Annotated in this window: 25 protein-coding genes; 15 read left to right on the top strand and 10 right to left on the bottom strand. The window is 74.6% G+C overall.

Annotated elements, in window-relative coordinates:
* Positions 1-149: 149 nt before the first annotated feature.
* Entirely contained in the window at positions 150-359 is a 210-nt protein-coding gene (locus tag DMP15_RS15095) for a helix-turn-helix domain-containing protein (protein WP_010240451.1), read from the bottom strand.
* A gap of 303 nt (positions 360-662) precedes the next feature.
* Complete coding sequence (locus tag DMP15_RS15090; RefSeq protein WP_062395368.1) at positions 663-2,285, bottom strand: ABC-F family ATP-binding cassette domain-containing protein; 1,623 nt, start codon at positions 2,283-2,285, stop codon at positions 663-665.
* Between the two features lie 149 nt (positions 2,286-2,434).
* Between DMP15_RS15090 and DMP15_RS15085 the strand changes: the two genes are divergently transcribed.
* From DMP15_RS15085 to DMP15_RS15065, 5 genes are all read left to right on the top strand, one after another.
* A complete protein-coding gene (locus DMP15_RS15085) occupies positions 2,435-3,226 on the top strand; it encodes an SDR family oxidoreductase (RefSeq protein WP_337826048.1) in 792 nt (263 codons plus the stop codon).
* Positions 3,223-4,530, top strand: coding sequence for a lycopene cyclase family protein (locus DMP15_RS15080; protein ID WP_337826047.1), 1,308 nt, complete (start codon positions 3,223-3,225; stop codon positions 4,528-4,530). Before DMP15_RS15085 ends, DMP15_RS15080 begins: the two co-directional genes overlap by 4 nt.
* A gap of 108 nt (positions 4,531-4,638) precedes the next feature.
* Positions 4,639-5,088 carry a universal stress protein gene (locus tag DMP15_RS15075; protein ID WP_062395375.1) on the top strand — a complete coding sequence of 150 codons (450 nt, stop codon included), beginning with the start codon at positions 4,639-4,641 and terminating at the stop codon, positions 5,086-5,088.
* Positions 5,089-5,092: 4 nt separating this feature from the next.
* Complete coding sequence (locus DMP15_RS15070) at positions 5,093-6,133, top strand: adenylate/guanylate cyclase domain-containing protein (RefSeq protein WP_337826046.1); 1,041 nt, start codon at positions 5,093-5,095, stop codon at positions 6,131-6,133.
* Between the two features lie 42 nt (positions 6,134-6,175).
* On the top strand, positions 6,176-7,003 hold the full coding sequence (locus DMP15_RS15065) for an arylamine N-acetyltransferase family protein (protein WP_337826045.1): 828 nt from the start codon (positions 6,176-6,178) through the stop codon (positions 7,001-7,003).
* Between the two features lie 61 nt (positions 7,004-7,064).
* On the opposite strand, the gene DMP15_RS15060 is transcribed toward DMP15_RS15065, so the two are convergent.
* From DMP15_RS15060 to DMP15_RS15030, 7 genes are read right to left on the bottom strand one after another with little or no spacing between them, the layout of a single operon-like run.
* The gene (locus DMP15_RS15060; protein WP_020624271.1) at positions 7,065-7,478 is read right to left on the bottom strand and encodes a metal-sulfur cluster assembly factor; all 414 of its coding nucleotides are present in this window, start codon (positions 7,476-7,478) and stop codon (positions 7,065-7,067) included.
* Positions 7,475-7,939, bottom strand: a complete 465-nt coding sequence (gene sufU, locus DMP15_RS15055) for a Fe-S cluster assembly sulfur transfer protein SufU (protein WP_062395379.1) — start codon at positions 7,937-7,939, stop codon at positions 7,475-7,477. Before sufU ends, DMP15_RS15060 begins: the two co-directional genes overlap by 4 nt.
* Before the next feature lies 1 nt (position 7,940).
* Positions 7,941-9,245, bottom strand: a complete 1,305-nt coding sequence (locus DMP15_RS15050; RefSeq protein ID WP_337826044.1) for a cysteine desulfurase — start codon at positions 9,243-9,245, stop codon at positions 7,941-7,943.
* A gap of 2 nt (positions 9,246-9,247) precedes the next feature.
* Positions 9,248-10,033 (bottom strand): Fe-S cluster assembly ATPase SufC, encoded by a 786-nt coding sequence (sufC, locus tag DMP15_RS15045; RefSeq protein ID WP_073574732.1) that lies wholly within the window; start codon positions 10,031-10,033, stop codon positions 9,248-9,250.
* Positions 10,034-10,087: 54 nt separating this feature from the next.
* The gene (sufD, locus tag DMP15_RS15040; protein ID WP_073574731.1) at positions 10,088-11,278 is read right to left on the bottom strand and encodes a Fe-S cluster assembly protein SufD; all 1,191 of its coding nucleotides are present in this window, start codon (positions 11,276-11,278) and stop codon (positions 10,088-10,090) included.
* Positions 11,275-12,711 (bottom strand): Fe-S cluster assembly protein SufB, encoded by a 1,437-nt coding sequence (gene sufB / locus DMP15_RS15035; RefSeq protein WP_062395386.1) that lies wholly within the window; start codon positions 12,709-12,711, stop codon positions 11,275-11,277. Before sufB ends, sufD begins: the two co-directional genes overlap by 4 nt.
* Entirely contained in the window at positions 12,695-13,516 is an 822-nt protein-coding gene (locus DMP15_RS15030) for a helix-turn-helix transcriptional regulator (protein ID WP_337826698.1), read from the bottom strand. The genes sufB and DMP15_RS15030 overlap by 17 nt, the downstream gene beginning before the upstream one ends.
* A 201-nt stretch (positions 13,517-13,717) precedes the next feature.
* On the opposite strand from DMP15_RS15030, the gene mptB reads away from it, so the two are divergent.
* From mptB to DMP15_RS14980, 10 genes are read left to right on the top strand one after another with little or no spacing between them, the layout of a single operon-like run.
* The gene (gene mptB / locus DMP15_RS15025) at positions 13,718-15,406 is read left to right on the top strand and encodes a polyprenol phosphomannose-dependent alpha 1,6 mannosyltransferase MptB (RefSeq protein WP_167379049.1); all 1,689 of its coding nucleotides are present in this window, start codon (positions 13,718-13,720) and stop codon (positions 15,404-15,406) included.
* Positions 15,403-16,314, top strand: a complete 912-nt coding sequence (locus tag DMP15_RS15020) for an ABC transporter ATP-binding protein (protein ID WP_073574730.1) — start codon at positions 15,403-15,405, stop codon at positions 16,312-16,314. Before mptB ends, DMP15_RS15020 begins: the two co-directional genes overlap by 4 nt.
* A complete protein-coding gene (locus tag DMP15_RS15015) occupies positions 16,311-17,090 on the top strand; it encodes an ABC transporter permease (RefSeq protein WP_073574729.1) in 780 nt (259 codons plus the stop codon). Before DMP15_RS15020 ends, DMP15_RS15015 begins: the two co-directional genes overlap by 4 nt.
* 15 nt (positions 17,091-17,105) lie before the next feature.
* Positions 17,106-18,092 carry a COX15/CtaA family protein gene (locus DMP15_RS15010; protein WP_376772704.1) on the top strand — a complete coding sequence of 329 codons (987 nt, stop codon included), beginning with the start codon at positions 17,106-17,108 and terminating at the stop codon, positions 18,090-18,092.
* 53 nt (positions 18,093-18,145) lie between these two features.
* Positions 18,146-19,204 carry a LolA family protein gene (locus DMP15_RS15005; protein WP_083658207.1) on the top strand — a complete coding sequence of 353 codons (1,059 nt, stop codon included), beginning with the start codon at positions 18,146-18,148 and terminating at the stop codon, positions 19,202-19,204.
* Positions 19,205-19,233: 29 nt separating this feature from the next.
* Positions 19,234-20,169 (top strand): ABC transporter ATP-binding protein, encoded by a 936-nt coding sequence (locus DMP15_RS15000; RefSeq protein ID WP_304580095.1) that lies wholly within the window; start codon positions 19,234-19,236, stop codon positions 20,167-20,169.
* A complete protein-coding gene (locus tag DMP15_RS14995) occupies positions 20,166-21,005 on the top strand; it encodes an ABC transporter permease (RefSeq protein ID WP_073574726.1) in 840 nt (279 codons plus the stop codon). The genes DMP15_RS15000 and DMP15_RS14995 overlap by 4 nt, the downstream gene beginning before the upstream one ends.
* 46 nt (positions 21,006-21,051) lie before the next feature.
* On the top strand, positions 21,052-22,023 hold the full coding sequence (locus DMP15_RS14990; RefSeq protein WP_073574725.1) for a quinone oxidoreductase family protein: 972 nt from the start codon (positions 21,052-21,054) through the stop codon (positions 22,021-22,023).
* A 52-nt stretch (positions 22,024-22,075) separates the two neighbouring features.
* A complete protein-coding gene (locus DMP15_RS14985; RefSeq protein WP_337826043.1) occupies positions 22,076-24,142 on the top strand; it encodes a S9 family peptidase in 2,067 nt (688 codons plus the stop codon).
* The gene (locus tag DMP15_RS14980) at positions 24,139-25,047 is read left to right on the top strand and encodes an amidase family protein (protein WP_073574723.1); all 909 of its coding nucleotides are present in this window, start codon (positions 24,139-24,141) and stop codon (positions 25,045-25,047) included. The genes DMP15_RS14985 and DMP15_RS14980 overlap by 4 nt, the downstream gene beginning before the upstream one ends.
* 4 nt (positions 25,048-25,051) lie before the next feature.
* Here DMP15_RS14980 and DMP15_RS14975 read toward each other — a convergent pair whose 3' ends face one another.
* The gene (locus DMP15_RS14975) at positions 25,052-25,972 is read right to left on the bottom strand and encodes a heme o synthase (RefSeq protein WP_083658454.1); all 921 of its coding nucleotides are present in this window, start codon (positions 25,970-25,972) and stop codon (positions 25,052-25,054) included.
* Between the last annotated feature and the right edge of the window lie 406 nt (positions 25,973-26,378).

Genomic DNA, 26,378 nt, shown 5'->3' with positions numbered 1-26,378 from the left:
GGTGGTGGACGGCGAGGGTTCACGTTACGGCGCGTACGGCGGGCGGGCGCGGTGGTCCCGCGCGCGGCGCCCCGCGACACGCCCCGGACACACGACGACGCCGCCCCGGGCTCGCTGCTCGACCCGGGTCGGCGGCGCCGACGAGAGGACTACTTCTTCTTGGTACGGGTGGCGCCGCCGCGCCCGCGCAACGTCACACCCGTCTCGGACAGGACCCGGTGGACGAAGCCGTACGACCGCCCGGTCTGCTCGGCCAGCGAACGGATGCTGGCGCCCTTCTCGTACTTCTTCTTCAGGTCGGCGGCGAGTTTGCCCCGCTGCGTCCCGGTGATCCGGGCGCCCTTCTTGAGCTCGGCCATCGGCCCTCCTCATCCCCTCCGCGGATGCCCCCGCGGACCGCCGCATCTGGCGCGACGATCAGGCCATGATGATCCAGTTGACCATTTATGACCAGAACGCGGAAAATGCGATCGGCGAACGGTTACCCCGAACGGCGCAGCACCGCGCGTACCGTTCGGAATCGTCATCCGTCGAGCAGCGCAGAGGATTACCCCGTCGGAACGGGTAGTGCACGATTCCGGGAGCCACACGCGGTACGGCCCGGACACTTCCGATGATCTTGGTGGTCCGGTCGGGTGATCACCGCTGCGTGCGGTGACCGGTCACGCGAGCTGGACGAGTTCCAGGTAGTCGGCCGACCAGTGGTCCTCGGTGCCGTCGGGGAGGACGATCACCCGGTCCGGCTCCAGCGCCTCGACCGCACCCGGGTCGTGGGTGACGAGCACGACGGCGCCCTCGAAGCGGCGCAGCGCGTCGAGCACCTGCTCGCGGCTGGCCGGGTCCAGGTTGTTCGTCGGCTCGTCGAGCAGCAGCACGTTCGCCGCCGAGGACACCAGACCGGCCAGGGCGAGCCGGGTCCGCTCACCGCCGGACAGCGTCCCGGCGGGCTGCTGGAGCTGCTCCCCGGAGAACATGAACGACCCGAGCAGGGTCCGCAGCTGCTGCTCGGCGGCGTCCGGGCTGGCGTGGCGGATGTTGTCCCAGACCGAGGCGTCCATGTCGAGCGTGTCGTGCTCCTGGGCGAAGTAGCCCCGTCGCAGCCCGTGGCCGGGCACGACCCCGCCGGAGTCGGACTCCTCGGTGCCGGCCAGGATCCGCAGCAGCGTGGTCTTGCCGGCGCCGTTGAAGCCCAGCACCACGACCTTCGACCCGCGGTCCACCGCGAGGTCCACCCCGGTGAACACCTCCAGCGACCCGTAGGCCTTGGACAGGTTCTCCGCGGTGAGCGGGGTGCGCCCGCAGGGCGCCGGGGTCGGGAACCGGATGTGCGCGACGCGGTCGGCCTGACGCTCGTCGTCGAGACCGGCGAGCAGGGCGTCGGCCCGGCGGGCCATGTTCTTGGCGGCGACGGCCTTGGTGGCCTTCGCGCCCATCTTGGCGGCCTGGACGTGCAGCGCGGACGCCTTCTTCTCGGCGTTGGCCCGCTCGCGGCGACGACGCTTCTCGTCGGTGGAGCGCGCCTCCAGGTACCGCTTCCAGTCCATGTTGTACTGGTCGGCCTCGCCGCGGGTCGCGTCGAGGAACCAGACCTTGTTCACCACCGCGGCCAGCAGGTCGGTGTCGTGACTGATGACGACCAGACCGCCCTCGTGCTGCTGCAGGAACCCGCGCAGCCAGGTGATCGAGTCGGCGTCGAGGTGGTTGGTGGGCTCGTCGAGCAGCAGCGTGGTCGCCGACTGCGACCCGCCGTCGGAGGCGGCGAACAGGATCCGGGCCAGCTCCACGCGCCGGCGCTGACCGCCCGAGAGCGTGCGCATCGGCTGGGCCAGCACCCGCTCGGGGAGACCCAGGTGCGTGCAGATCCGCGCGGCCTCGGACTCCGCGGCGTAGCCGCCGAGGGCGGAGAACCGCTCCTCGAGCCGTCCGTACTCGCGGACCGCCTTGTCGTTCGCGGCCGGGTCGGCCAGCTCGGCCATCGCCGTCTGCGCCTTCTCCATCTTCGCCAGCAGCACGTCCAGGCCGCGGGCCGAGAGCACCCGGTCCTTCGCCGTGACCGACAGGTCGCCCTCGCGCGGGTCCTGCGGCAGGTAGCCGACCGGTGAGTTCGCGCTCCGCTGCCCGGAGTACGGCTCGCCCTCTCCGGCCAGCACCCGCATCGAGGTGGTCTTGCCGGCGCCGTTGCGCCCGACCAGACCGATCCGGTCGCCGGGCTGCACTCGCAGGGTGGCACCGGAGAGCAGGATGCGGGACCCGGCGCGCAGTTCGAGGTCGGTCGTGGTGATCACGTGGAAGAGCTCCAGACGGAGGACGAGGAGTGACGCTGAGAGGACCGGATGCGGGCACAGTCGTGCCCGGACGCCGGTCTACTCGATCAGGACCACGCGACCAGGCTACCGGCCGGGTCCACCCGATTCCCCACGTAGGGTCGGGTCCCATGACCGATCTCACCTCCCTGGCCGGTCGGGCGGCACTGGTGACCGGCGCCTCGCGGGGCATCGGGTACGGCGTCGCCGCCGCGCTGCTGGCGCGCGGCGCGTCGGTGACGATCACCGGCCGGCGCGCCCCGGAGCTCGACGCGGCGGCGTCGGAGCTCGCGGCAGGCGCGGGGGTCGGCACCGGCCGGGTGCTCGCCGTCGCCGGCAACGTCGGGGACGCGGCGCACCGGGCCGCCGCGGCGGAGACGACGGTGGCCGCGTTCGGTTCGCTGGACGTGCTGGTCAACAACGCCGGGATCAACCCCCAGCACGGGCCGCTGGTCGAGGCCGACCTCGACGCCGTCCGCAGGATCCTCGACGTCAACGTGGTCGCCGCCCTCGGGTTCGTCCAGCAGGCGCACCGGGTGTGGATGGGTGCGCACGGCGGCGCCGTCGTCAACGTCGCCTCGGTCGCGGCGCTGCGGCCCACCGGCGTCATCGGGGCCTACGGGGCGTCGAAGGCGGCACTGCTCACCCTGACCGAGGAGCTGGCCGGCCAGCTCGGCCCCGGCGTCCGGGTCAACGCCGTCGCCCCCGCCGTGGTGCGGACGAGGTTCGCCGAGGCGCTCTACGCCCACGACGAGGCGTCCGTCGTCGCGGGCTATCCGCTGGGGCGCCTCGGCGAGCCCGCGGACGTCGCCGAGGCGGTGGCGTTCCTCGTCTCCGACGCCGCGTCCTGGGTCACCGGGGCCACCCTGCGGATCGACGGCGGCAGCCTGTCCGCCGGCCGGCACCGGCCGGGCCCGCGATGACGGGGACGAGGAGCGGGACGGCGTCGTCGAGCCGGTCGGGTGCCCCCGGCACGACGGTGGCCGACGTGCTGGTCCTCGGCGGTGGTCCGGCCGGGCGGGCGCTCGCGGCGGCGTGCGCGGAGACCGGGCTGCGCACCACGCTCGCCGACCCCGCCCCGGAGCGGGCGTGGACGGCGACCTACTGCGCGTGGCCCGAGGAGCTGCCCCCGCACCTGCCTGCGGCGATGATCGCGACCCGGCCGGAGGCGGTGGCCGTGCTGCCCGGTGGTGGCACCCGCGCGCTGGGCCCGTACGCGGTGCTCGACACCGCCGGGCTGCGCGCCCACCTCGACGCGCGGCTCGCCGGGGTCACGGTGCTGCCCGGGCGCGCCGCCGCCGACGACGTCCGGCCCGACGGCCACCGGTACCGGGTGCGGCTGCACCCTCCGGGCGGCCGGGGCGGGAGTGGCGGCCCCGGTGACGGCGGGTCCCCGCGGGACGACGCGGCGCGGGTCGTCGACGCGGCCCTGGTCGTCGACGCCACCGGGGCCCCGTCGCGGCTGCGCCCCGGCCCGGCGGGCGGGACCGAGCAGACCGCGTGGGGCGTCGTCGTCGACGAGCGGGTGGCCGCGCCGGTGGTGGGGCCCGGCGAGGCCGTCTTCATGGACTGGCGCTCCCCCGGCCCGCACCGCCCGGGGTGGACGGAGTGGCCGACGTTCCTCTACGCCGTCCCCTATGGCGACGGCACCGTCCTGCTGGAGGAGACCTCTCTGGCGCGACGGCCGGGGCTGGGGCTGCCCGAGCTGCGCGACCGGCTCGCGGCCCGGCTCGCCGGGGCGGGCGTCGCCGTGCCCGACGCCGCCCCCGTCGAGCGCGTCCGCTTCCCGGTCGACACCCCGCGCGGTCCACGGCACCCCGTCGGGTTCGGGGCGGCGACCCCGCTGGTGCACCCCGCGACCGGATTCAGCGTCGCCCCCGCGCTCGGACTGGCCCCGCGGCTGGCCGCCGAGCTGGCCCGGCACCTGCCGCACGACCCCGCCGCCGCGACGACGGCGGCCCGCCGGCTGCTCTGGCCCCGCTCGGCCCGCGCGGTGCACCGCCTGCGCCGCCACGGGCTGCGCACCGTGCTGGAGATGCCGCCGCAGCTGGTGCCGGACTTCTTCGACGCGTTCTTCGCCGGCCGCAGCGGCCGCGCGTTCCTCACCGGCCGCGACGACCTGACCGGCACCCTTGCCGGGATGGCCGGCGTGTTCCGGGCCGCCCCGCCACCCGTACGAGCGCACATGCTGCGATCAGCCGCCGCATTTCACTCGAAAGGGCGATGACGGGAGGGACTCAGGACAAGTTGATCGGATACCACGTAGTAACGTCGTCGCACGCGGTGACGCCGGCCGCAGGACCGGCGACGCGCGACCGTTCCCCGGGAGGCACCTGTGTCCGCATACAAGACCATCGTCGTCGGCACCGACGGCTCGTCGACGTCGTTCGCGGCCGTCGAGCGCGCAGCCGGGGTGGCCGCGGACAGCGGCGCGAAACTGGTCATCGTCTCCGCCTACACCCCGGCCAGCCGGGAGGACACCTCGGCCGCCGAGGACGCGCTGAAGGACGAGGCCTTCCTCGTCACCGGCTGGACCCCCGCCGAGGAGGCGCTGCGCGAGGCCTCCGACCGGGCCGCCGCCGCCGGCGCGAAGGACGTCTCGACCTTCGCCGAGGACGGCGCGCCGGTCGACGTCCTCCGCAAGGCGGTCAAGGAGCACAGCGCCGACCTGCTCGTGATCGGCAACCGCGGTCTGAACACCTTCTCCGGGCGGCTGCTCGGCTCGGTGCCCGCCGACGCGACCCGCCGTGCCGGCGTGGACGTGCTCGTCGTGCACACCACGTGATCGCGTGACGTCCGAACCCGGACCACCCCGTCCGCTGCCCGACCCCGCCTCGATCGACTGGAGCGAGATCGACGACGGGGCGCTGGACGAGTTCATCCTGGGCGCGCCCCGCGAGTTCACCCGCGACGAGCTGGTGGAGGCCGCGGGGCTCGACCCGGAGGAGTCGGGGCGGCTCTGGCGGGCGCTGGGGTTCGCGGACTCCGATCCGGAGGACCGCGTCTACACCCGCGCCGACCTGGAGGCGGCCAGCACCGTCGCCCGCCTCACCCGGGACTGGCTGCCCGACAAGAACGCCCGCGAGGCGGTCGCCCGCGCGGTCGCGCAGTCGCTGTCACGGCTCGCCGAGTGGCAGATCGGCATGCTCGCCCAGGTCGCCGCCGCACACATCGGCGAGCTGACCCCGCGCGACGCGGCCCGGCTCGCCGCCGACGTGCTGCCCGAGCTGGAGTCGCTGCAGTCCTACGTGTGGCGGCGCCACCTCGCGGCGACGGCGTCGCGCTGGGTCGCGGGGGCGCAGCGGTTGGACGCCGCGCACATCGCGGCCGACACCTGGCCGCTGTCGGTCGGGTTCGCCGACATGGTCGGCTTCACCCGCACCACCCGCCGCCGTTCCATGGACGAGCTCGGCGAGATGATCGAGCGGTTCGGCTCGGTGACGACCGAGGTCATCGCGAACGGCCGGGGCCGGGTGATCAAGACCGTCGGCGACGAGGTCCTCTACGTCACCGAGCACCCCGCCGACGCCGCGGCCATCGCGCTCGGCCTGCGCGACCGGGTCCGGACCGAGCCGGCGCTGCCGCAGCTGCGGATCGGCCTCGCCCACGGCATGGTGCTGGCCCGCTACGGCGACGTCTACGGCGAGGTCGTCAACGTCGCGGCCCGGCTCACCTCCGAGGCCCGCCCGGACACGGTGCTCGTCGACAAGGAGATGTTCGAGTCGCTGCGCGACGACCCGCGCTTCGACCTGCGGCGGATCGCGACACTGCACACCCGCGGCTACTCCCACCTGCGGGCGTGGGCGCTGCGCGGCGCCCGCGAACGCTGATCCTTGACCTGAACCCGGGTCGAGGTGACAGCCTCGGGCACCATGACGAGCACGGTGACCACCTCCGCCGCCGCGTACCTCGACCTCCTCGCGGTCGACCGGTCGACACCGGACCGGGCGCTGCTCGACCGGGTCGTGACCGCGCACAACGCGACCATCCCGTTCGAGAACCTCGACCCGTTCACCGGCGTCGAGCCGCCGACCACCTCCGACGGGGTCGCGGCGAAGCTGGTCCACGGCCGGCGCGGCGGCTGGTGCTTCGAGCACAACCGCCTGCTGTACGACGTGCTGGCGGCGGTGGGGTACCAGGTCACCCCGCTCGTCGGCCGGGTCCGCCTCGGCCTGGCCCCGGCGGACCCGCCGACGTCGCGCACCCACCGGCTCACCCTCGTCGACACCACGGAGGGCCGCTTCACCGTCGACGCCGGGTTCGGCTCGACGGTGCCGACCACCGCGCTGCGGCTCGTCGCCGGGCTGGAGCAGCCGACCCCGCAGGCGACCTACCGCTACGCCCGCGACGACCACGGTGCCTGGGTCCTGCAGCGGCGCGGCAGCGGTGACTGGGCCGACCAGTACGTCGTCGACCTGGTCCCCGCGCCGGACGTCGACTTCGCGATGGGCTCCTGGTACCTGACCCACCACCCGGCGTCGCACTTCCGGACCGGGCTCGTCGCCGCGCGCACCACCCCGGAGCACCGGACCACCCTCGACGGGACCCGGCTCACCGTGCGCACCGCCGACGGCGACGTGGCGCGGCACGACCTCACCTCTCCCGCGCGGGTCCGGGACGCGCTGGAGGAGCACCTCGGTGTCGACACCGGCGCCGTCGCGGGGCTGGAGGACCGGCTGCGGGAGGTCTACTTCCCCTGAGACGACGACGGGCCGGACCCCCTTGGTGGGGATCCGGCCCGTCGGGGTCGGTGCGGGGTCGTCAGACCCGGAAGCCGAGGGCCCGCAGCTGCTCGCGGCCGTCCTCGGTGATCTTCTCGGGGCCCCACGGCGGCATCCAGACCCAGTTGATCCGGACGTCGTCGACCAGGCCGCCGTCGGGACCGGCGGTGAGCGCGGAGCGGGTCTGCTCCTCGATCACGTCGGTCAGCGGGCAGGCCGCCGAGGTCAGCGTCATGTCGATGACGGCGGTCCCGCCGTCCCGGTCGATGCCGTAGACGAGGCCGAGGTCGACGACGTTGATGCCCAGCTCGGGGTCGACGACGTCCTTCATCGCCTCCTCCAGGGCCTCGAGGGTCGCGCCGTCACCGGCGTCGGCCCGGGCGGGCGGCTCGGGCATGCCCGCCGCGCCGCGCACCACGTCCTCGGAGGTGCTCTGTTCGGTGGTCTCGCTCATGCCGGACTCCCCTCGGAGTTCTCGATGCGGGCGTCGGTGCGGCTCACCGCGTCCTTGAATGCCATCCAGCCCAGGAGAGCACACTTGACCCGCGCCGGGTACTTGGCGACGCCGGCGAAGGCCACGCCGTCGCCGATGACGTCCTCGTCGGGCTCGACCCTGCCTCGTCCCTGGGCCATCTCCTGGAACGACGCCATGATCTTCCACGCCTCGCCGACCGGCTTCCCGGCGACGAGGTCGTGCAGCACCGACACCGACGCCTGGCTGATCGAGCAGCCCAGCGTCTCGTAGGACACGTCGGTGACCACGTCCCCGTCGACCTTGACCCGCAGCGTGACCTCGTCCCCGCAGGTGGGGTTCACGTGGTGGGTCTCGGCGTCGTAGGGCTCGCGCAGACCGGCGCCGTGCGGGTCGCGGTAGTGGTCCAGGATGATCTCCTGGTACATCTGCTGCAGCTGCACGTCACACCGTCCCGAAGAACTTCTGGGCGGCGCGCACCCCGTCGGCCAGCGCGGTGACCTCGTCCAGGGTGTTGTACACCGCGAACGACGCCCGGGCGCTGGCCACGATGCCGAAGCGCCGGTGCAGCGGCCACGCGCAGTGGTGACCCACGCGGATGGCGACACCGGCGTCGTCGAGCACCTGGGACAGGTCGTGGGCGTGGATGCCGTCCACGACGAACGACACCGCTCCCCCACGCAGCTCCGCTCCGGACGGCCCGACGATGCGCAGCCCGTCGATCGCGGACAACTGCTCGAGCGCGGCCGCGGTCAGCGACGCCTCGTGCACGGCGACGGTGTCCATCCCGATCGCCTCGAGGTAGTCGACCGCGGCGCCGAGGCCGACGGCCTGCGACGTCATCGGCACCCCGGCCTCGAACTTCTGCGGCGGCGGCGCCCAGGTCGCGCCCTCCATCCGGACCGTCTCGATCATCGAGCCACCGGTGAGGAACGGCGGGAGCGCCTCGAGGAGCTCCCGGCGGCCGTAGAGGACGCCGACCCCGGAGGGCCCGAGCATCTTGTGCCCGGAGAAGACCGCGAAGTCCACCCCGAGCCGGTGCAGGTCGACCGGCATGTGCGGCACCGACTGGCAGGCGTCGAGCACGGTCAGCGCGCCGACCGCGGCGGCCCGCTCCACCAGCTGCGCGACCGGCGCGACGGCGCCGGTGACGTTCGACTGGTGGGTGAAGGCCACGACCCGCGTCCGGTCGGTGAGCTCGAGCGAGTCGAGGTCGATCCGGCCGTCGTCGGTGACGGAGTACCAGCGCAGGGTCGCGCCGGTCCGCCGGCACAGCTCCTGCCAGGGGATGAGGTTCGCGTGGTGCTCCAGCTCGGTGACGACGACCTCGTCACCGGGGCCGAGCGCGAACCGTTCGGAGGCGGCGTCGAGCCCGGTCCGGACCGAGGCGTTGCCCAGGCCGTAGGCGACCAGGTTGATGCCCTCGGTCGCGTTCTTGACGAACACGACCTCGTCGTCGTTCGCACCGACGAACGCCGCGATGCGTGCCCGGGCGGACTCGTAGGCGTCGGTGGCCTCCTCGGCGAGCTGGTGCGCGCCCCGGTGGACGGCCGCGTTGTGCCGCTCCAGGAACGTGCGCTCGGCGTCGAGCACCTGGCGCGGCCGCTGGGAGGTCGCACCGGAGTCGAGGTAGACCAGCGGCTTCTCCTCGCGCACCGTGCGCGCGAGGATCGGGAAGTCCGCCCGGATCCGGGCCACGGCGTCGGCGTCGAGGCCGGCCGTGGTCCCGGTTCCGTGGGTGAGGGTCATGGTCAGGCCAGTGCCTTCTGGCCCGCCGCCGCCTTGTCGGCCTGGGTGAACCGGACGTAGCCGTTCTTCTCCAGCTCGTCGGCCAGCTCGGGGCCGCCGGACTCGACGACGCGGCCGCCGGAGAACACGTGCACGCGGTCCGGCTTGATGTGGTTCAGGATCCGCGTGTAGTGCGTGATCAGCAGGACGCCGGTCTCGCCGCCCGACCGGTACCGGTTCACGCCCTCGGACACGACGCGCAGGGCGTCGACGTCGAGGCCGGAGTCGGTCTCGTCGAGCACGGCGAACTTCGGGTTCAGCAGCTCGAGCTGGAGCACCTCGTGGCGCTTCTTCTCACCGCCGGAGAAGCCCTCGTTGACCGAGCGGTCGGCGAACTCCGGGGAGATGTCGAGGCCGGCCATGGCCTCCTTGACCTCCTTGACCCAGGTCCGCAGCTTCGGCGCCTCGCCGCGGGTGGCCGTGGCCGCCGAGCGCAGGAAGTTCGCCATCGACACGCCCGGGACCTCGACCGGGTACTGCATGGCCAGGAACAGCCCGGCCCGCGCCCGCTCGTCGACCGACATCTCCAGGACGTTCTCGCCGTCCAGCAGCACCTCGCCACCGGTGACGGTGTACTTCGGGTGCCCGGCGATGGCGTAGGCCAGCGTGGACTTGCCGGAGCCGTTCGGCCCCATGATCGCGTGCGTCTCGCCCGCGCGGACGGTGAGGTTCACACCGCGCAGGATCTCCTTGGGGCCGTCCTCGGTCTCGACCGAGGCGTGCAGGTCCTTGATCTCCAGAGTGGACATCGGTGGTGGTCGCTCCGTATTCGGGAAGTGTGCGGAATCGGTGCCGAGCTGCGCTCAGACGCCGGTGAGCGCGAGCTCGGCCTCGACGGCCGCCTCGAGGCGCTCCTTGAGCTCCGGCAGCGTGATCTTGTTCAGGACCTCGCCGAAGAACCCGCGGACGACCAGGCGACGCGCCTGGTCCTCGGGGATGCCGCGGCTGCGCAGGTAGAACAGCTGCTCGTCGTCGAACCGGCCGGTGGCGCTGGCGTGGCCCGCGCTCACGATCTCGCCGGTCTCGATCTCCAGGTTGGGCACGGAGTCGGCGCGGCAGTGCTCGGTGAGCACCAGGTTCCGGTTGAACTCGAAGGTCTCGGTGTTCTCGGCGGCGGCCCGGATCAGCACGTCGCCGATCCACACCACGTGCGAGGAGTCCTTCGTCAGGCTCTGCAGCGCGTTCTTGTAGAGCACGTTGGACTTGCAGTTCGGCACCGCGTGGTCCACCAGCAGCCGCTGCTCGAGGTGCTGGCCGGCGTCGGTGAAGCCGAGCCCGATGAGCTCGGCGTCGCCGCCGGGGCCGGCGTAGCGCACGGTCGAGGAGACCCGGACCAGGTCGCCGCCCAGCTGGACCGTGGTGGCCCGCAGGGTGGCGTCGCGCCCGATCGAGTAGTGCTCGGCGCCCACGTGCACGGCGTCGTCGGCCCACTCCTCGGTCACGACCAGCGTCAGCTGCGAGCCGTCGCCCAGGACGACCTCGGTGTTGTCGGCCAGCACGCCCGACCCCCGGTGCACGACGACGACCGTCGCCTGTGTGTGCGGGGTGGTGCGGATGTGCAGGTGGCCGGCCGCCGTGACGCCCTCGCCGGGGCCGTCCACGGTGACGGTCACCGGATCGAGCTTCTCCCCGTCCAGGGTGACCAGGGTGGCCTCGCCGAACCCGGACCAGGCCGCTGCGGCGACCCGGTCGAACGGGACACCGCCCTCGCCGATCCGGGCGTCGTCGCGGCCGACCTTCTCGACGGTCACCCCGGCGGCCTCGGTGACCGAGACCGGCGCGGTGCCCTCGAACGCGGCACTGCCGTCGTGCAGGCCCTTGAGCCGGCGCAGCGGGGTGAACCGCCAGTTCTCCTCGCGGCCACCGGGGACCTCGAACGCCTCCACGTCGAAGGACTGGAAGCGCTCGCCGGCCGAGGCGATCGGGACCTCGCCCTGCCCCTCCTTGGCGCCCTTCAGCTCGGGCGCGAGGCCGGCAACGTCACTCGTCGTCATCCGACGGAACCCTCCATCTGCAGCTCGATCAGCCGGTTCAGCTCCAGCGCGTACTCCATCGGCAGCTCGCGCGCGATGGGCTCGACGAACCCGCGCACGACCATGGCCATGGCCTCGTCCTCGGTCAGACCGCGGCTCATCAGGTAGAAGAGCTGGTCGTCGGAGACCTTGGAGACGGTGGCCTCGTGCCCCATCGACACGTCGTCGTTGCGGATGTCGACGTAGGGGTAGGTGTCCGAGCGCGAGATCGTGTCGACCAGCAGCGCGTCGCACTTCACCGTCGAGCGGGAGTTGCGCGCCCGCGGGTTGACCTGGATCAGGCCGCGGTAGGACGTGCGCCCGCCGCCGCGCGCCACCGACTTCGACACGATCGTCGAGGAGGTGTTGGGCGCGAGGTGGACCATCTTGGCGCCGGCGTCCTGGTGCTGGCCCTCGCCCGCGAACGCGATCGAGAGGACCTCGCCCTTGGCGTGCTCGCCCATCAGCCACACGGCCGGGTACTTCATGGTCACCTTGGATCCGAGGTTGCCGTCGACCCACTCCATGGTCGCGCCCTCCTCGGCCTTGGCGCGCTTGGTGACCAGGTTGTAGACGTTGTTCGACCAGTTCTGGATCGTGGTGTAGCGGCAGCGGCCGCCCTTCTTGACCACGATCTCGACGACGGCCGAGTGCAGCGAGTCGGTCTTGTAGATCGGCGCGGTGCAGCCCTCGACGTAGTGCACGTAGGCACCCTCGTCGACGATGATCAGCGTCCGCTCGAACTGGCCCATGTTCTCGGTGTTGATCCGGAAGTAGGCCTGCAGCGGGATGTCCACGTGCACGCCCGGCGGCACGTAGATGAACGAGCCACCGGACCAGACCGCGGAGTTCAGGGCGGAGAACTTGTTGTCACCGGACGGGATGACCGAGCCGAAGTACTCCCGGAACAGCTCCGGGTGCTCCTTCAGCGCGGTGTCGGTGTCCAGGAAGATGACGCCCTGCTGCTCGAGGTCCTCGCGGATCGAGTGGTAGACGACCTCGGACTCGTACTGCGCCGCGACACCGGAGACCAGGCGGGCCTTCTCGGCCTCCGGGATCCCCAGCTTGTCGTAGGTGTTCTTGATGTCCTCGGGCAGGTCGTCCCAGGTGGCTGCCTGCTTCTCCGAGGAGCGCACGAAGTACTTGATGTTGTCGAAGTCGATCCCGGACAGGTCGGAGCCCCAGCGCGGCATCGGCTTCTTGCCGAAGATGTCGAGCGCCTTCTGCCGGAACTCCAGCATCCACTCGGGCTCGCTCTTCAGGCGGGAGATGTCGGCGACGACCTCGGAGGACAGGCCACGCTTCGCGATGGAGCCCGCCTCGTCGGAGTCGGCCCAGCCGAAGTCGTACCGGCCGAGCGCCGCGATCGTCTCCTCCTGCGTGAGCTCGGTGCGCACATCAGGAGTGGTCGTCATAAGGACTGCCTCCCTTTCGGGGACCGTGGTGGGAGAGGGTCCCGCCGTCGGCGGAGCCCCCTTCTTCTTGCACCTGCCGCACCTGCGCAGTGGGTCTCCCACTCACGGTGACGGAACGGCCTTGCTTCTTACCTCTCGCCCGCGCGAGGAGTTCGGGATCCTCGAGCGGGACGTGTGTGGTGCACGCGGCGTCGCCGCGGGCGATGGTGGCCAGCCGCTGCACGTGCGTACCCAGCAGCTCGGCGAACGCACGCGTCTCGGCCTCGCAGAGTTCCGGGAACTCGGTGGCCACGTGGGCCACCGGGCAGTGGTGCTGGCACAGCTGCACCCCGAAGCCGCCGTGGCGGGCCTGCGCAGCGTAGCCGCGGGCGCTGAGCACCCGGGCCAGCGCTTCGACGCGTTCTGCGGGCTCCGCCGGGGCGGTCACCGCATCGAGGTCGGACCCGAGCAGCTCGCGCACCCGGTGCCGCGCGAAGGCGTCGACCGCCTCCTCCCCCGCCGTCTCGGCGAGGAAGCGCAGTGCCTGGGTGGCCAGGTCGTCGTACCCGTGCCCGAACCGGACCCGGCCCGTGTCGGTGAGCAGGTACTCCCGGGCCGGACGGCCCCGGCCGCGCGGACGGGCGGACCGGGCCGGGGCCCGGACCTCCGCCTCGCCGTCGGCGATCAGCGCGTCGAGGTGCCGGCGCACGGCGGCCTCGGTGAGCTCCAGCTCGGCCGCCACGACGGCGGCCGTGACCGGACCCTGCTCCATGAGCACCCGCGCCACGAGGGCGCGGGTACCCGTCCCGGACCCGACGGGCACCACGGCGTCGCCGCCGACGCCGTGCCCGCAGGCAGGGTCGTCGAGGCGCCGCGGCGCTGTCCGGTCCGTTTTCACAACATCAGTGTTGCGTATATGGCCCGGCACGGCAAAACAGACCCCCCGCCGTGGTGACCGGGCTCACTCCGATCGCAGGTGAGGGCCGGTACCGGACCCCCCGTCACCGCACCACTAACCTCTCCTCCCATGGTGACGCCCGAGGTCGCCCCGCCCGGGCGCGACGACCCCCCGACGCGTGCGGCGCCGTCCGATCCCCCCGCCACACCGCCGTCGACCGGCCACCCGGCCCGGCGCGGCCTGCGTGAGCAGGCCCGGATCGCGCGGATCCTCGGTCTGACCGGCGCCCTGCTGATGGGGATCAGCGCGCTGGGCTCCGGGGCGTTCCCGGTACCGAACCCGCTCAACGGGCTGCGCGTGATCGGGCTCCCCTCGCGCAACGTCACCCTCGCGATCGCCGTCACCTACGCGGGCCTGCTCATGGTGGTCACGGCCTGGCTGTGGATCGCCCGGATGCTCACCACCCGCGGAGCGCACCACCCCGCGCCCGAGCGCCGCGAGCTCGGCCGCACCGCGATCCTGTGGGGGGTGCCGCTGGCGCTGGCGCCGCCGATGTTCTCCAAGGACATCTACAGCTACCTCGCCCAGAGCGCGACGCTCGCCCGCGGGATCGATCCGTACTCGATCGGTCCCGCGCAGGCGCTCGGCATCGACGACCCGCTGGTCCGCGGGATCCCCACGGTCTGGCGCGACACCCCGGCGCCCTACGGCCCGCTGTTCCTCGGCCTCGGCCGCGGGATCACCGCGCTGTCCGGGGAGAACGTGGTGCTCGGCATCCTCGAGCACCGGCTGCTCGCGCTGCTCGGCGTCGCCCTGATGGTGTGGGTGCTGCCCCGGCTGGCCTCCCGGTTCGACCTCGACGCCGGCCTGGTCCTGTGGCTCGGCGCGGCGAACCCGCTGGTGCTGTTCCACATGGTCAGCGGGATCCACAACGAGTCGATCATGCTGCCGCTGCTGCTGCTCGGGCTCTGGGTGATGCTCGGGCGCGACGACACCGTCCGGCCGTGGTGGCGGATCACCGGCGGTGCCGCGCTGATCGTCGCCGCGGCCTCGGTGAAGCTCCCGGCGCTGCTCGCGCTCGGCTTCGTCGGCGTGTACCTGGTCCGCAGGCGCGGCGGCAGGCTCCTCGACTGGGCCGTGATGACGGCCTGGCTGTCCGCGATCGCCGCGGCCGTGCTCACCTTCTTCAGCCTGGCCACCGGGCTGGGGTTCAACTGGGTGCGCGGGCTGTCCGCACCCAGCGTGCTCATCTCGCCCATGTCGATCAGCACCAACCTGGGGCTGCTCGCCGGGCAGGTCGGCCGGCTCGCCGGGCTCGGCGACCACACCGAGACCACGATGGGCCTGATGCGCAGCCTGTTCGTGCTGCCGATCGCGGTGATCGTGGTCGTGCTGCTGCTCGGCTGCCTGCGCGGGAAGGTCGACCCGGTCACCGGCACCGGCCTCGGGCTCGGCGCCGTCGTGCTGCTCGGCCCGGTCGTGCACCCCTGGTACCTGTTCTGGGCGCTGCTGCCGCTGGTCGTGACCCGGGCGATGCCGTTCTACCGCCGCGGCCTGCTGCTGCTGTCGGTCGTGCTCGCGCTGGCCGTGCCGCCCACCGGCGCCGACTTCTTCTTCCGCGGGTTCCAGCTGCCGCTGGCCATCACCGCGGGCGCCGCCATGTACACCCTCGCGCTGTACGTGGTCGCCCGGCTGATCCGCTCCCCCGGTGACGCCGGTGACGCCGGTGACCCGGCCCGCCCGGACGACGGCACCGGCACCCCGGGCGACGCCACCGCCGGGACCCGCGCGCCGTCGGACCCGGAGCCCGCCCGGTGAGCGCCGCCCTGGAGATCCGCGGCCTCGTCGTGCGCTACGGACCCACGACCGCCGTCGACGGCATCGACCTCGACCTCGCCCGCGGCGAGGTGCTCGCCCTGCTCGGCCCGAACGGCGCCGGCAAGTCCTCGACCGTCGAGGTGTGCACCGGGTTCCGGGCGCCCTCGGCCGGACGGGTGCGGGTCCTCGGTCACGACCCGGCCGACGAGGCCGTCCGCCCCCGGGTGGGCGTCATGCCGCAGGGCGGCGGCGCCTACCCGGCCGTGCGGACCGGGGAGATGCTGCACCTGGTCGCCGACTGCGCCGCGCACCCGCTCGACGTCGACATGCTCATCGACGTGCTCGGCCTGCGCCCGCGGGCGGGCACCCCGTACAAGCGGCTGTCCGGTGGGGAGCAGCAGCGCCTGGCGCTGGCCTGCGCCGTCGTCGGGCGCCCCGAGCTGGTGTTCCTCGACGAGCCGACCGCCGGTCTGGACCCGCAGGCCCGCCACCTGGTGTGGGACCTGGTCCGGGCGCTGCGCCGCGACGGCGTCGGGGTGCTGCTCACCACCCATCTGATGGACGAGGCCGAGCAGCTCGCCGACGACGTCGTCATCATCGACCACGGCCGGGTCGTCGCGCACGGCTCGCCCGCCCAGCTCACCGCGGGCGACCAGACCGAGCTGCGGTTCCGGGCCCGGCCCGGCATGGACGTCGCCGGTCTCGACGCCCGGCTGCCCGCCGGCTACGCCAGCTGCGAGACCTCCCCCGGCCGCTACCGGGTCCGCGGCCGGATCGACCCGGGCGCGCTCGCCGCCATCACCTCGTGGTGTGCCGACCAGGGCGTGCTCGCCGACGACGTCCAGGTCGTGCGCCGCAGCCTGGAGGACGTCTTCCTCGACCTCACCGGACGGGAGCTGCGCTCGTGACGACCCCCTTCCCCGAGGGCCTGTTCACCCCCGCCCCCGGCCGCGGCAACGCGCTGACCATGCTGCGGGCCCAGGGCGGCCTGGAGACCCGGCTCGCGCTGCGCAACGCCGAGCAGGTGCTGCTGACCCTGCTCATCCCGGCGGCGCTGCTCGCCGGGCTCACGCTCGTCCCGGCGGTGCCCGCCCCGGAGCCGCGGGTGGCGTGGCTGTTCGCCTCCATGCTGGCGCTGGCCGTGATGAGCTCGGCGTTCACCAGCCAGGCCATCGCGCTCGGCTTCGACCGCCGCTACGGGGCGCTGCGCAGGCTGGCCGCGACGGCGCTGCCCCGCTGGCTGCTGGTGTGCGGGCGGCTGGCCGCGGTCGCCGCCGTCGTCGTGATCCAGGTGGTGCTGCTCGGCGTGCTGGCGGCGCTGCTGGGGTGGTCCCCGGCCGGTGCCCGGCTCGACGGCGCCGCGCTGGCGGTGCTGCTGGGCGCGGCCGCGTTCGGGGCGCTGGGCATCCTGCTGGGCGGGACGCTGCGCGCGGAGATCGTGCTCGCCGTCGCCAACCTGGTGTGGTTCGCGCTGCTCCTGGCCGGTGGGATCGTCGTGCCGGTCGCGGACCTGCCGGGGCCGCTGGCGGCGCTCGCGCCGTGGCTGCCCTCGGGCGCGCTGGCCGAGGCGCTGCGCTCGGCCCTCGGCGCGGGCGAGTTCCCCGCGGCCGGGCCGCTGCTGGTGCTGACCGGCTGGGCGGTCGTCGCCGGGGTGGCGGCGTCGCGGCTGGTGCGCTGGACCTGAGCCCCGTCTTCTACGATGCGTAGTGTGCTGCTGTCGCGCGTGCCCTCCACCCCGCCGGTGCTGATGCGCCGGCTGGCGATCGCGAACCTCGTCGCCCAGATCGGGATCGGCGTGACCGGCTCGGTGGTCCGGGTCACCGGTTCCGGCCTCGGCTGCTCGACCTGGCCGCAGTGCGAGCCGGGCAGCATGATCCCGGTCGACCACGCCGAGATCGCGCCGCTGCACATGTGGATCGAGTTCTCCAACCGGCTGCTCGGCATCCTGGTGGTGCTCACCGCGGGCGCGGCGCTGCTCGGCGCGCTGTACACCCGGCCGCGCCGCCGCCGCCTCACCGGGCTGGCCCTGGCGATGCCGCTCGGCGTCGTCGCGCAGGCCGTCATCGGCGGGATCACCGTGCTGCTCGGGCTGGCCTGGTGGACGGTGATGCTGCACTTCCTGGCCTCGATGGTGCTGGTCTGGTTCGCGGTGCTGCTCGTCGGAGCCGCAGGCGAGGCCGACGGCCCGGTGACCCGCACCGTGCCCGCCGGCGGGCGTGGGCTGGTGCTGTTCTCCACCGCCGTGCTGGGCGTCCTGCTCGTCGCGGGGACCCTGGTCACCGCGGCCGGCCCGCACGGCGGAGACCCGGAGACCCCGCGCCTGGACGTGCCGATCCCCGCGCTCGCGCAGCTGCACGTGGACACGCTGTTCCTCTACCTCGGCACCCTGGTCGGGCTCGGGTTCCTGCTGCACGCGGTGTCCGCCCCGCGGGCGCTGGTGCGCCGGTTCCGGGTGCTCGTCGTGGTCGTCCTCGCCCAGGGCGCGCTCGGCGGGGTCCAGTACGCCCTCGGGGTCCCGGAGCTGCTGGTGTCGCTGCACGTGCTCGGCGCCGGGCTGACCGCCGCCGCGGCCGCCTGGGTGTGGGCCGGTACCGCGACCCGCCCGGCCCCCGTCGACCCCCGCGCCACCCCGACCGGCGACCCGGCGGACACCGCCGCGCCGGAGCCCGCCGCCGCGTCGGTCTGAGTCGGTCCGACCGGCCGCTGCACGATCGGGTGACACTCGGGCACTCTGGAGCCATGACCTCCGCATCCCGGTTGCGACGCGGCGGGATCGCCGTGGTCCTCGCGGCCGCCCTCGCCGTCGCCCTCACCGCGTCGCTGTCGGCGGGCCTGCTCACCACGCGGGCCTCCGCCGCCCCCGAGCTGCCGCCCGTCACCCCGGAGCAGCTCGTCGCCTCGGTCGTCGCCGCGGAGCCGGTCGCGCTGGCCGGCACCGTCGCCGTCGACAACCGGCTGGGGCTTCCCGCCGTGCCGGGACTCCCCTCCGACGGGCTGACCGACGGCACCTCCACCGCGCGGGTCTGGTCCGACGGGACGGGCGACGGCCGCCTCGCCGTCCCCAACGACGACGGCGAGCGCACCTACGTCCGCGACGGCGCCACGACCTGGGCCTACGACTCCACCGACCGCACCGCGACCCGGTTCCCGAGCCGGGGACACACCCCGGACGCCGACGCCGCGAAAAACCCGGCCGAGGTCGCCCGGACCGTCGTGGCGCGGCTGGGCGCCACCAGCGTGCTGCGGGTCGACGGCACCACCGAGGTCGCCGGCCGCCCCGCCTACACCCTGGTCCTGGCGCCGGAGCCCGGTGAGCGCACCGTGCTGCGCGAGGTCCGCGCCGCCGTCGACGCGCAGACCCGGACCCCGCTGGAGCTGACCGTCCTCGGCGCCGGGACCGACCCGGTGCTGCGGATCGGGTTCGACGACGTCACGTTCGGCCCGCAGGACCCGGCCCTGTTCACCTTCACCCCGCCGCCCGGCGCCACCGTCCGCGACGGCACCGCCGGGACGGTGGAGCAGCCCGGCCCCGGGGGCCCCGGCGGCACGCCCGCACGGGCCGCCGCGCCGACCGTCGTCGGCGAGGGCTGGGACACCGTGGTCGTCGGCCGCGTCCCGCAGCGCTCCGGCGACCAGCGGGGCCCGGACCTGTCCGGGCTCGGCACCCCGGTGTCCGGACCGTGGGGCTCCGGCCGCGAGATCACCACGAACGCGGGCTCGGCGATCCTGGCCGGCGACGGCCGCGTCGCCGCCGGTGCCGTCGGCCCGGACGTCCTCGGCGAGGCCCTGGCCCGGTGACGACCACCCGCACCGCCCCCGCCGGCCACGTGGCGGACGGGGCCGCGGACGAGCAGCACCCGGCCGCCCGCGTCCGGGACCTGCGCAAGGTGTTCGGGCGGGTCACCGCCGTCGACGGCGTGGACCTCGACGTCCCGGCCGGGTCGGTGTTCGGGATGCTCGGCCCCAACGGCTCGGGCAAGACGACGCTGATCCGGATGCTGCTCGGGCTGACCACGCCGACCTCGGGCAGCGTCGAGCTGCTCGGGCTCCCGGTACCGGGTGGGCTCGCCACGACGCTCCCCGACGTGGGCGCGCTGGTCGAGGGGCCGGGGTTCCACCCGTTCCTGTCCGGGCGGGAGAACCTGCGCCGGGTCGCGGCGACCGAGCCGCGGCTCGCGCCGGGCGAGGTGCGGCCCGCGGTGGAGGCGGCACTGGAGCGGGTCGGGCTGGCCGCGGCCGCCGGGCGCCGGTTCCGCGGCTACTCCCTCGGGATGAAGCAGCGCCTCGGGCTGGCCGCGGCGCTGCTCGTCCCGCGGCGGCTCGTCGTGCTCGACGAACCCACCAACGGCCTCGACCCGGCAGGGACACGGGAGATCCGGACGATCGTCGCCGAGCTGCGGGCGGGCGGGGCGACGGTGCTGCTGTCGTCGCACCTGCTGCCGGAGGTCGAGGCGGTGTGCACGCACGTGGCCGTGCTCAAGCAGGGGACGCTGCTCGCGACGGGACCGCTGGACCGGCTGCTCGGCGCCGCCGACGGCGACTGGGAGATCGCGACCACCGACCCGGCGACGGCGCTGCGGGAGCTCGGGGCCGCGGGCGCCGACGCCCGGGCCGAGGGCGCGGCCGTCGTCCTGGCCGCCGACGCCGACGGGCCGCGGCTGTTCGCCGGCCTCGTCGGGGCCGGAGTGTCGGTGCACGGGCTGGTTCGGCGCCGCACCGGCCTGGAGGAGCTGTTCACCCGGATCACCGAGGGCGACGCGTGAGCGCCCCGCCCCGGCCGGTGTCGTGGCGTCGGCTGCTCGGTGCCGAGCTGCGCTGGGTGCTGCGCAGGCCCCGGACCTGGGTGATGGTCGCGCTGCTCGGGGCGGTGCCGGTCCTGATGGCGGTCGGGCTCGTGCTGGCCGACGGGCCGCGCCGTGGCCTGCTCTCGGAGGCCGTCGGCAACGGGCTGACCCTGCCCGTCGCGGCGCTGACCCTGCTGATGGCGCTGCTGCTGCCGCTGGTGGTCACCGTCGCGGCGGCGGACGCGATCGCCGGGGAGGCCCAGCACGGCACCCTGCGCGGGCTGCTGCTGGCTCCGGTGGGGCGGCTGCGGCTGGTCGCGATGAAGGCGTTCGGGGTGCTGGTGGTGGCCGCGGTCGCGGTCGCGGTGGTCTGCGTGGTCGGGCTGGTGGCGGGGTGGGCGCTGATCGGGCCCCCCGCGGTCGTCGGCGACGGCGGCGCGCTGCTGACGATGTCCGGCTCGGTGCTGGACCTGACGTCAGCGGCCGGCCGGATCGCCCTGGCCGCGCTGTGGACGCTGGGTCAGCTCGCCGCGGTCGGCGCGGTGGCGCTGGCGGTGTCGTCGTTCACCGAGCACCCGCTGGTGGTGCTGTCCTCGGTGCTCGGCGGGATCATCCTGTCCGGGGTGCTCGGCGCGATCCCCGCCCTGGAGCCGATCCGCCCGTTCCTGCTCACCGACGGCTGGGCCGCCGGGGTCGACGTGCTGCGCGACCCGCTGCCGACCGCCGGGCTCGTGTCGAGCACCGGGCTCGCGGCGGGCTGGTTCGCCGCCGCCGCGGTCGTGCTCGTGTCCCGGATGCTCCGCCGCGACGCGTGAGGGCATGATCGGGCCCGTCAGCAGCGGCGAGCGACGAGGAGGACACATGCGTGCGGTACGGGTGAGCGAGCCCGGCGGGTCCGAGGTGCTGGAGGTGGTCGACACCGACGCCCCGGTCCCGGGTCCGGGCGAGGTGCTGGTGGAGGTCGCCGCGGCCGGGGTGAACTTCATCGACACCTACCAGCGCGAGGGCATCTACCCGATGGAGACGCCGTACGTCGCCGGACTGGAGGGTGCGGGCCGGGTCACCGCGCTGGGCGCGGACGTCGACGGTGTCGCGGTCGGGGACCGCATCGCCTGGGCCAACACCCTGGGCAGCTACGCCGAGCAGGTCGCCGTGCCCTGGGCGAAGGCCGTCCCGGTGCCCGAGGGCGTCGCCGACGACGTCGCGGTCGGTGCGGCGCTGCAGGGCATGACCGCCCACTTCCTGGTCAACGACTGCTTCCCGCTGCACGGCGGGGAGACGATCCTGCTGCACGCCGCCGCCGGTGGCGTCGGGCTGCTGCTCACCCAGCTGGCCGTCGCGAAGGGCGCCCGGGTGATCGCGACGACGTCGACGCCGGAGAAGGCCGAGCTGGCCCGCGGCGCCGGCGCCGCCGAGGTGATCGACTACACCGCCGTCGACGACCTCGCCGCCGCCGTCCGCGACCTCACCGGCGGCGCGGGAGTACACGCCGCGTTCGACTCGGTCGGGCGCAGCACCTTCGACGCGAGCCTCGCCTCGGTGCGCCCCCGCGGCACGCTCGTGCTCTACGGCGCCGCGTCCGGCCCGGTCGAGCCGTTCGACCCGCAGCGGCTCAACGCGGCCGGGTCGCTGTACCTGACCCGCCCGAAGCTGTTCGACTACGTCGCCACCACCGACGAGCTGCGCACCCGCGCCGCCGCCGTCTACGGCGACGTCGCCGCGGGCCGCCTCGACGTGCGGATCGGGCACCGCTACGACCTGGCGGACGCCCGCACCGCGCACGACGACCTGCAGGGCCGCCGCACCACCGGCAAGGTGCTGCTCGTCCCCTGACGGGTCCGGAACGGGGTCGGTCCGCCGCGCGGTGTGCGGTAGAACCGACGGCGTGACCGACACCCCCTTCCACGACCTCGACGCCTACGTCGCGCTCCCCCGCCTCGGCGGGCTCGCCCTGTCCCCCGACGGCACGCGGCTGGTCACCGGGGTCGCCGAGCTCGACGCCGACGGCACCCGCTACCGGACCGCGCTGTGGGAGGTCGACCCCGCGGGCGAGGCCCCGGCGCGGCGGCTGACCCGGGGCGCGGCCGGCGAGTCCGGGCCGGTCTTCACCCCCGACGGTGACCTGCTGTTCCGGTCGGCCCGGCCGGACCCGGACACGACGGGCGAGGCCGAGCCGCCGACCTCGCTGTGGCGGCTGCCGGCCGCCGGCGGCGAGGCCGAACCGGCGGGGTCGCGCCCCGGTGGCATCTCGGACGTCGCCGTCGCGGCCGACGCGGGGACGGTGGTCGTCTCCGCACCGACCCTGCCCGGGTCGGTCACCACCGCCGACGACGAGCGGCGGCGCACCGCCCGCACCGAGGGCAAGGTCACCGCGATCCTGCACACCGGCTACCCGGTGCGGCACTGGGACCACGACCTCGGCCCGGACGAGGAGCGGCTGCTGCTCGCCCCGCCCCGCGCCGATGTCCCCCGTGGCGGCTCCGGGGAACCGGACGGGACCGACGCCGACCCCTGGACGGACCTCACCCCCGCGCCCGGCCGTGCACTGGACGAGACCTCCTTCGCCGTCTCCCCCGACGGGGCGCGCGTGGTCACCGGCTGGCACCGGGCGCACGGGCACGGCACCTGGCGCCCCGGGCTCGTCGTCGTCGACACCGTCACCGGCGCGCGCACCGACCTCACCACCGACGACGGCCACGAGTACGGCGCGCCCCGGATCAGCCCCGACGGGCGCACCGTCGTCGCCCTGCGCGAGCGGGTGTCCACCCCGGAGACCGCGCCGCGGATCGAGCTCGTGCTGATCCCGCTCGACGGCGGCGAGCCGCGCCCGGTCGCGCCCGGCTGGGACCGCTGGCCCACCTCGGCGCGCTGGACGCACGACTCGGCCGCGCTCGTCGTGACCGCCGACGAGGACGGTCGCGGCCCGCTGTTCCGGGTCGTGCCGGGCCCGACACCGCAGGACGACACCGTCACCCGCCTGACCGGCGACCACGGCACCTACTCCGACCCGTGCCCGTCGCCGGACGGGCGGTGGGTCTACGCCGTGCGCCACGCCTACGACGCTCCCCCGACCCCGGTCCGGGTGTCCGCCGACGGCCGCGACGCCGAGCCGGAGCTGCTGCCCGCGCCGGCGCAGGCGCCCGCGCTGCCGGGCACCCTCACCGAGCTCGAGACCACCGCCGCCGACGGCACCCGGGTCCGCGCCTGGCTGGTCCTGCCCGACGGCGCCGACGCCGCGCACCCGGTGCCGCTGCTGCTGTGGATCCACGGCGGCCCGCTGGCCAGCTGGAACGCCTGGTCGTGGCGGTGGAACCCGTGGCTGATGGCCGCCCGCGGCTGGGCCGTGCTGCTGCCCGACCCGGCGCTCTCGACCGGCTACGGCCAGGACTTCGTCCAGCGGGGCTGGGGCGCCTGGGGCGGGACGCCGTTCACCGACCTGATGGCGGCCACCGATGCCGCCGTCGCCCGGCCGGAGATCGACGGCACCCGCACCGCGGCGATGGGCGGGTCCTTCGGCGGTTACATGGCCAACTGGGTCGCCGGGCACACCGACCGGTTCGCCGCGGTCGTCACCCACGCCAGCCTGTGGGCGCTCGACCAGTTCGGACCCACGACCGACCACGCCGACTACTGGCTCACCGAGATGACCCCGGAGATGGCGCAGGCCCACAGCCCGCACCACCACGCCGACGCGATCGTCACCCCGATGCTCGTGATCCACGGCGACCGCGACCACCGCGTCCCGATCGGCGAGGGCTTGCGGCTCTGGTGGGACCTGGTGTCGCGGCAGGCCGACCCGGCGGCGAACCCGCACCGGTTCCTGTACTTCCCCGACGAGAACCACTGGGTGCTCGCGCCGAACCACGCGAAGGTCTGGTACCGGACGGTGTGGGCGTTCCTGGACCACCACGTGCTGGGCGAGGAGTGGGAGACCCCGGACCTGCTGCGGTGAGCACCGGTCCGGGCGCGGTCGCGGTGGCACGGGACCGCCGCGACCGCACCGAGCCCTGGCTGCGGGCGTTCCTGCGGCACGACGACCACGACGTGCCCGTCCCCGGCCCCGCCGTACCGGGTCCGCTCGCCGGCCTGCCGATCGCGGTGAAGGGGCTGCACGGGCACCGCACCCCGGCCGTGCGCGCGCTGCTCGCCGCCGGTGCCGTCCCGATCGGGGCGACCTCGGTGCCGCGTCCGGGCGGCCACCAGACGTGGGGATGGACCGACCGGGGCCCCACCCGCAACCCGTGGCGGGCCGACCGCTCCCCCGGTGGGTCCTCCGCCGGATCCGCGGCCGCCGTCGCCGCCGGAGTCGTCGGGATGGCCACCGGCTCGGACGGCGCCGGGTCGGTCCGCATCCCCGCGGCCTGGTGCGGCGTGCTCGGCTATAAGCCGACCGCGGGGCTCGTCCCGTCGGCCGACCCCGTGGTGGTCGCGGTCGCCGCGACGGCCGCCCGGGACCTGCTCGCCCGTGCCGGGATCACCGAGATCGCGACGCCGGTCCGGCTGCCCGACCCGGCCCCGGTGTGGGCGGCGCGGCGCGCGGGACGAGCCGCGCCGCGGACACCCGGCGAGGCCGTGCCCGCCACGGTGTTCGCGGCGGCGGACCTGCTGCTGACCCCGACCACGCCCGCCGGCCCGCACGGCCACGACGGTCCCGGCGGCCGGATGAACGTGGCTCTGACGTGGGCGTTCAACCTGTCCGGCCACCCGGCGGTGAGCGTTCCCGCCGGGACAGGACCCGACGGCTGCCCGGTCGGGCTGCAGATCGTCGCCCGGCACGGGGCGGATGCGGCGCTGCTGGACCTGGTCGAGCGGGTGGTCCCGCCCGCGGCGGTCGCCCCCGCGCCGGGCCGTGGGTGACCGGTCAGAACAGGACCGGCAGCCCCAGCGCGGCGTCGACGGCGATCGCCGCGAACAGCACGCACAGGTAGATGTTCGACAGGTGGAACAGCGGCATCGGGGAGATCTCGCCGCCGGACTTCACCTGGTGGTGCAGCCGGTGCGCCCGGAACACGAAGTACGCCCCGCCGAGCAGCGCCACCGCGAGGTACACCCACGACGTCGCCGGCAGCAGGAGCAGGCTCCAGGCCACCATCACCCAGCTGTAGACCACGATCCGCACCGACACCGCCGGCGCGGGCGCCACGACCGGGAGCATCGGCACCCCGGCGGCGGCGTAGTCCTCGCGGTAGCGCATCGCCAGCGCCCAGAAGTGCGGCGGCGTCCAGAAGAAGATCACACCGAACATGACCAGCGCGGGCCACTCGACGGTGCCGGTCACCGCGGCCCAGCCGATCACCACCGGCATGCAGCCCGCGGCGCCGCCCCACACGATGTTCTGCGAGGTCCGCCGCTTGAGCAGCATCGTGTACACGAGCACGTAGAACGCGATCGCCGCCAGCGACAGCACGGCGGCCAGCCAGTTCGTGGTCAGACCCAGCCACACCGAGCTCAGCGCGGCCAGGACCAGACCGAACACCAGCGCGTTGCGGGTGGGGACCTGTCCCCTCGCCAGCGGGCGGCGGGCGGTGCGCGCCATCTTCTGGTCGATGTCGGCGTCGACGACGCAGTTCAGCGCGTGCGCCGCGGCCGCGGCCATCGCGCCGCCGACCAGGGTGGCCGCGATCAGCAACAGTGACGGCACACCGCGCTGGGCCAGGAACATGGCGGGCACGGTGACCACGAGCAGCTGCTCGATGATCCGCGTCTTGGTGAGGCCCAGATACGCCGCCACCGTGGCGCGGACGCGCGCGAGACGCCCGACCGGTGCCGCCGGCACCACCACGGTCGTCGCGGGGGGCGTCGCCGCCGGCGCGGCGTCCGGTCCGGCCGGGACGTGCTCGGCCGGGATCCCGGCCTCGTCGGCCCGGCTCCGCCCTGACGCGGGTGCGCTCACCTGTCCGTACCTCGCTCGGTTCGACGTAGTGATCCCGTGCCGCGCCACCCGAGGGGCCGCACCGGCTCGGTGCCGTGGACACGGGGTGGTCGCCGCGGTGGCGGCCTCCCTAGTTCTACAGCGCGTCGATGCTAACCGGTGGCATGCGTCGCGGGCCCGCCGGGTACGCCGTCACCGGCGGCCCGGTCGGCCGATCGCCACGAGGCGCAAAGCCGCAGGCCGCGGGCGTGAGCAGTAGGGTGTTCCGCGTCGGGGCGGCGACGATGCCGCCAGGTGATCCGGGTCGCACCACACA

This window comes from Pseudonocardia sp. UM4_GMWB1, assembly GCF_017312155.1.
In the GTDB taxonomy this organism is placed as follows: Bacteria; Actinomycetota; Actinomycetes; order Mycobacteriales; family Pseudonocardiaceae; genus Pseudonocardia; species Pseudonocardia alni.
Note: the sequence above shows the minus strand (reverse complement) of the source record. Positions and strands in the feature narration are given on the sequence as shown.

Bases quoted from the DNA above. Each gene is read 5' to 3' on its own strand.
- DMP15_RS15095 (WP_010240451.1), bottom strand. From the start codon at position 359: ATGGCCGAGCTCAAGAAGGGCGCCCGGATCACCGGGACGCAGCGGGGC.
- DMP15_RS15085 (WP_337826048.1), top strand. From the start codon at position 2,435: ATGACCGATCTCACCTCCCTGGCCGGTCGGGCGGCACTGGTGACCGGC.
- DMP15_RS15080 (WP_337826047.1), top strand. From the start codon at position 3,223: ATGACGGGGACGAGGAGCGGGACGGCGTCGTCGAGCCGGTCGGGTGCC.
- DMP15_RS15065 (WP_337826045.1), top strand. From the start codon at position 6,176: ATGACGAGCACGGTGACCACCTCCGCCGCCGCGTACCTCGACCTCCTC.
- DMP15_RS15060 (WP_020624271.1), bottom strand. From the start codon at position 7,478: ATGAGCGAGACCACCGAACAGAGCACCTCCGAGGACGTGGTGCGCGGC.
- DMP15_RS15050 (WP_337826044.1), bottom strand. From the start codon at position 9,245: ATGACCCTCACCCACGGAACCGGGACCACGGCCGGCCTCGACGCCGAC.
- sufC (WP_073574732.1), bottom strand. From the start codon at position 10,033: ATGTCCACTCTGGAGATCAAGGACCTGCACGCCTCGGTCGAGACCGAG.
- sufD (WP_073574731.1), bottom strand. From the start codon at position 11,278: ATGACGACGAGTGACGTTGCCGGCCTCGCGCCCGAGCTGAAGGGCGCC.
- sufB (WP_062395386.1), bottom strand. From the start codon at position 12,711: ATGACGACCACTCCTGATGTGCGCACCGAGCTCACGCAGGAGGAGACG.
- mptB (WP_167379049.1), top strand. From the start codon at position 13,718: ATGGTGACGCCCGAGGTCGCCCCGCCCGGGCGCGACGACCCCCCGACG.
- DMP15_RS15010 (WP_376772704.1), top strand. From the start codon at position 17,106: ATGCGTAGTGTGCTGCTGTCGCGCGTGCCCTCCACCCCGCCGGTGCTG.
- DMP15_RS15005 (WP_083658207.1), top strand. From the start codon at position 18,146: ATGACCTCCGCATCCCGGTTGCGACGCGGCGGGATCGCCGTGGTCCTC.
- DMP15_RS14990 (WP_073574725.1), top strand. From the start codon at position 21,052: ATGCGTGCGGTACGGGTGAGCGAGCCCGGCGGGTCCGAGGTGCTGGAG.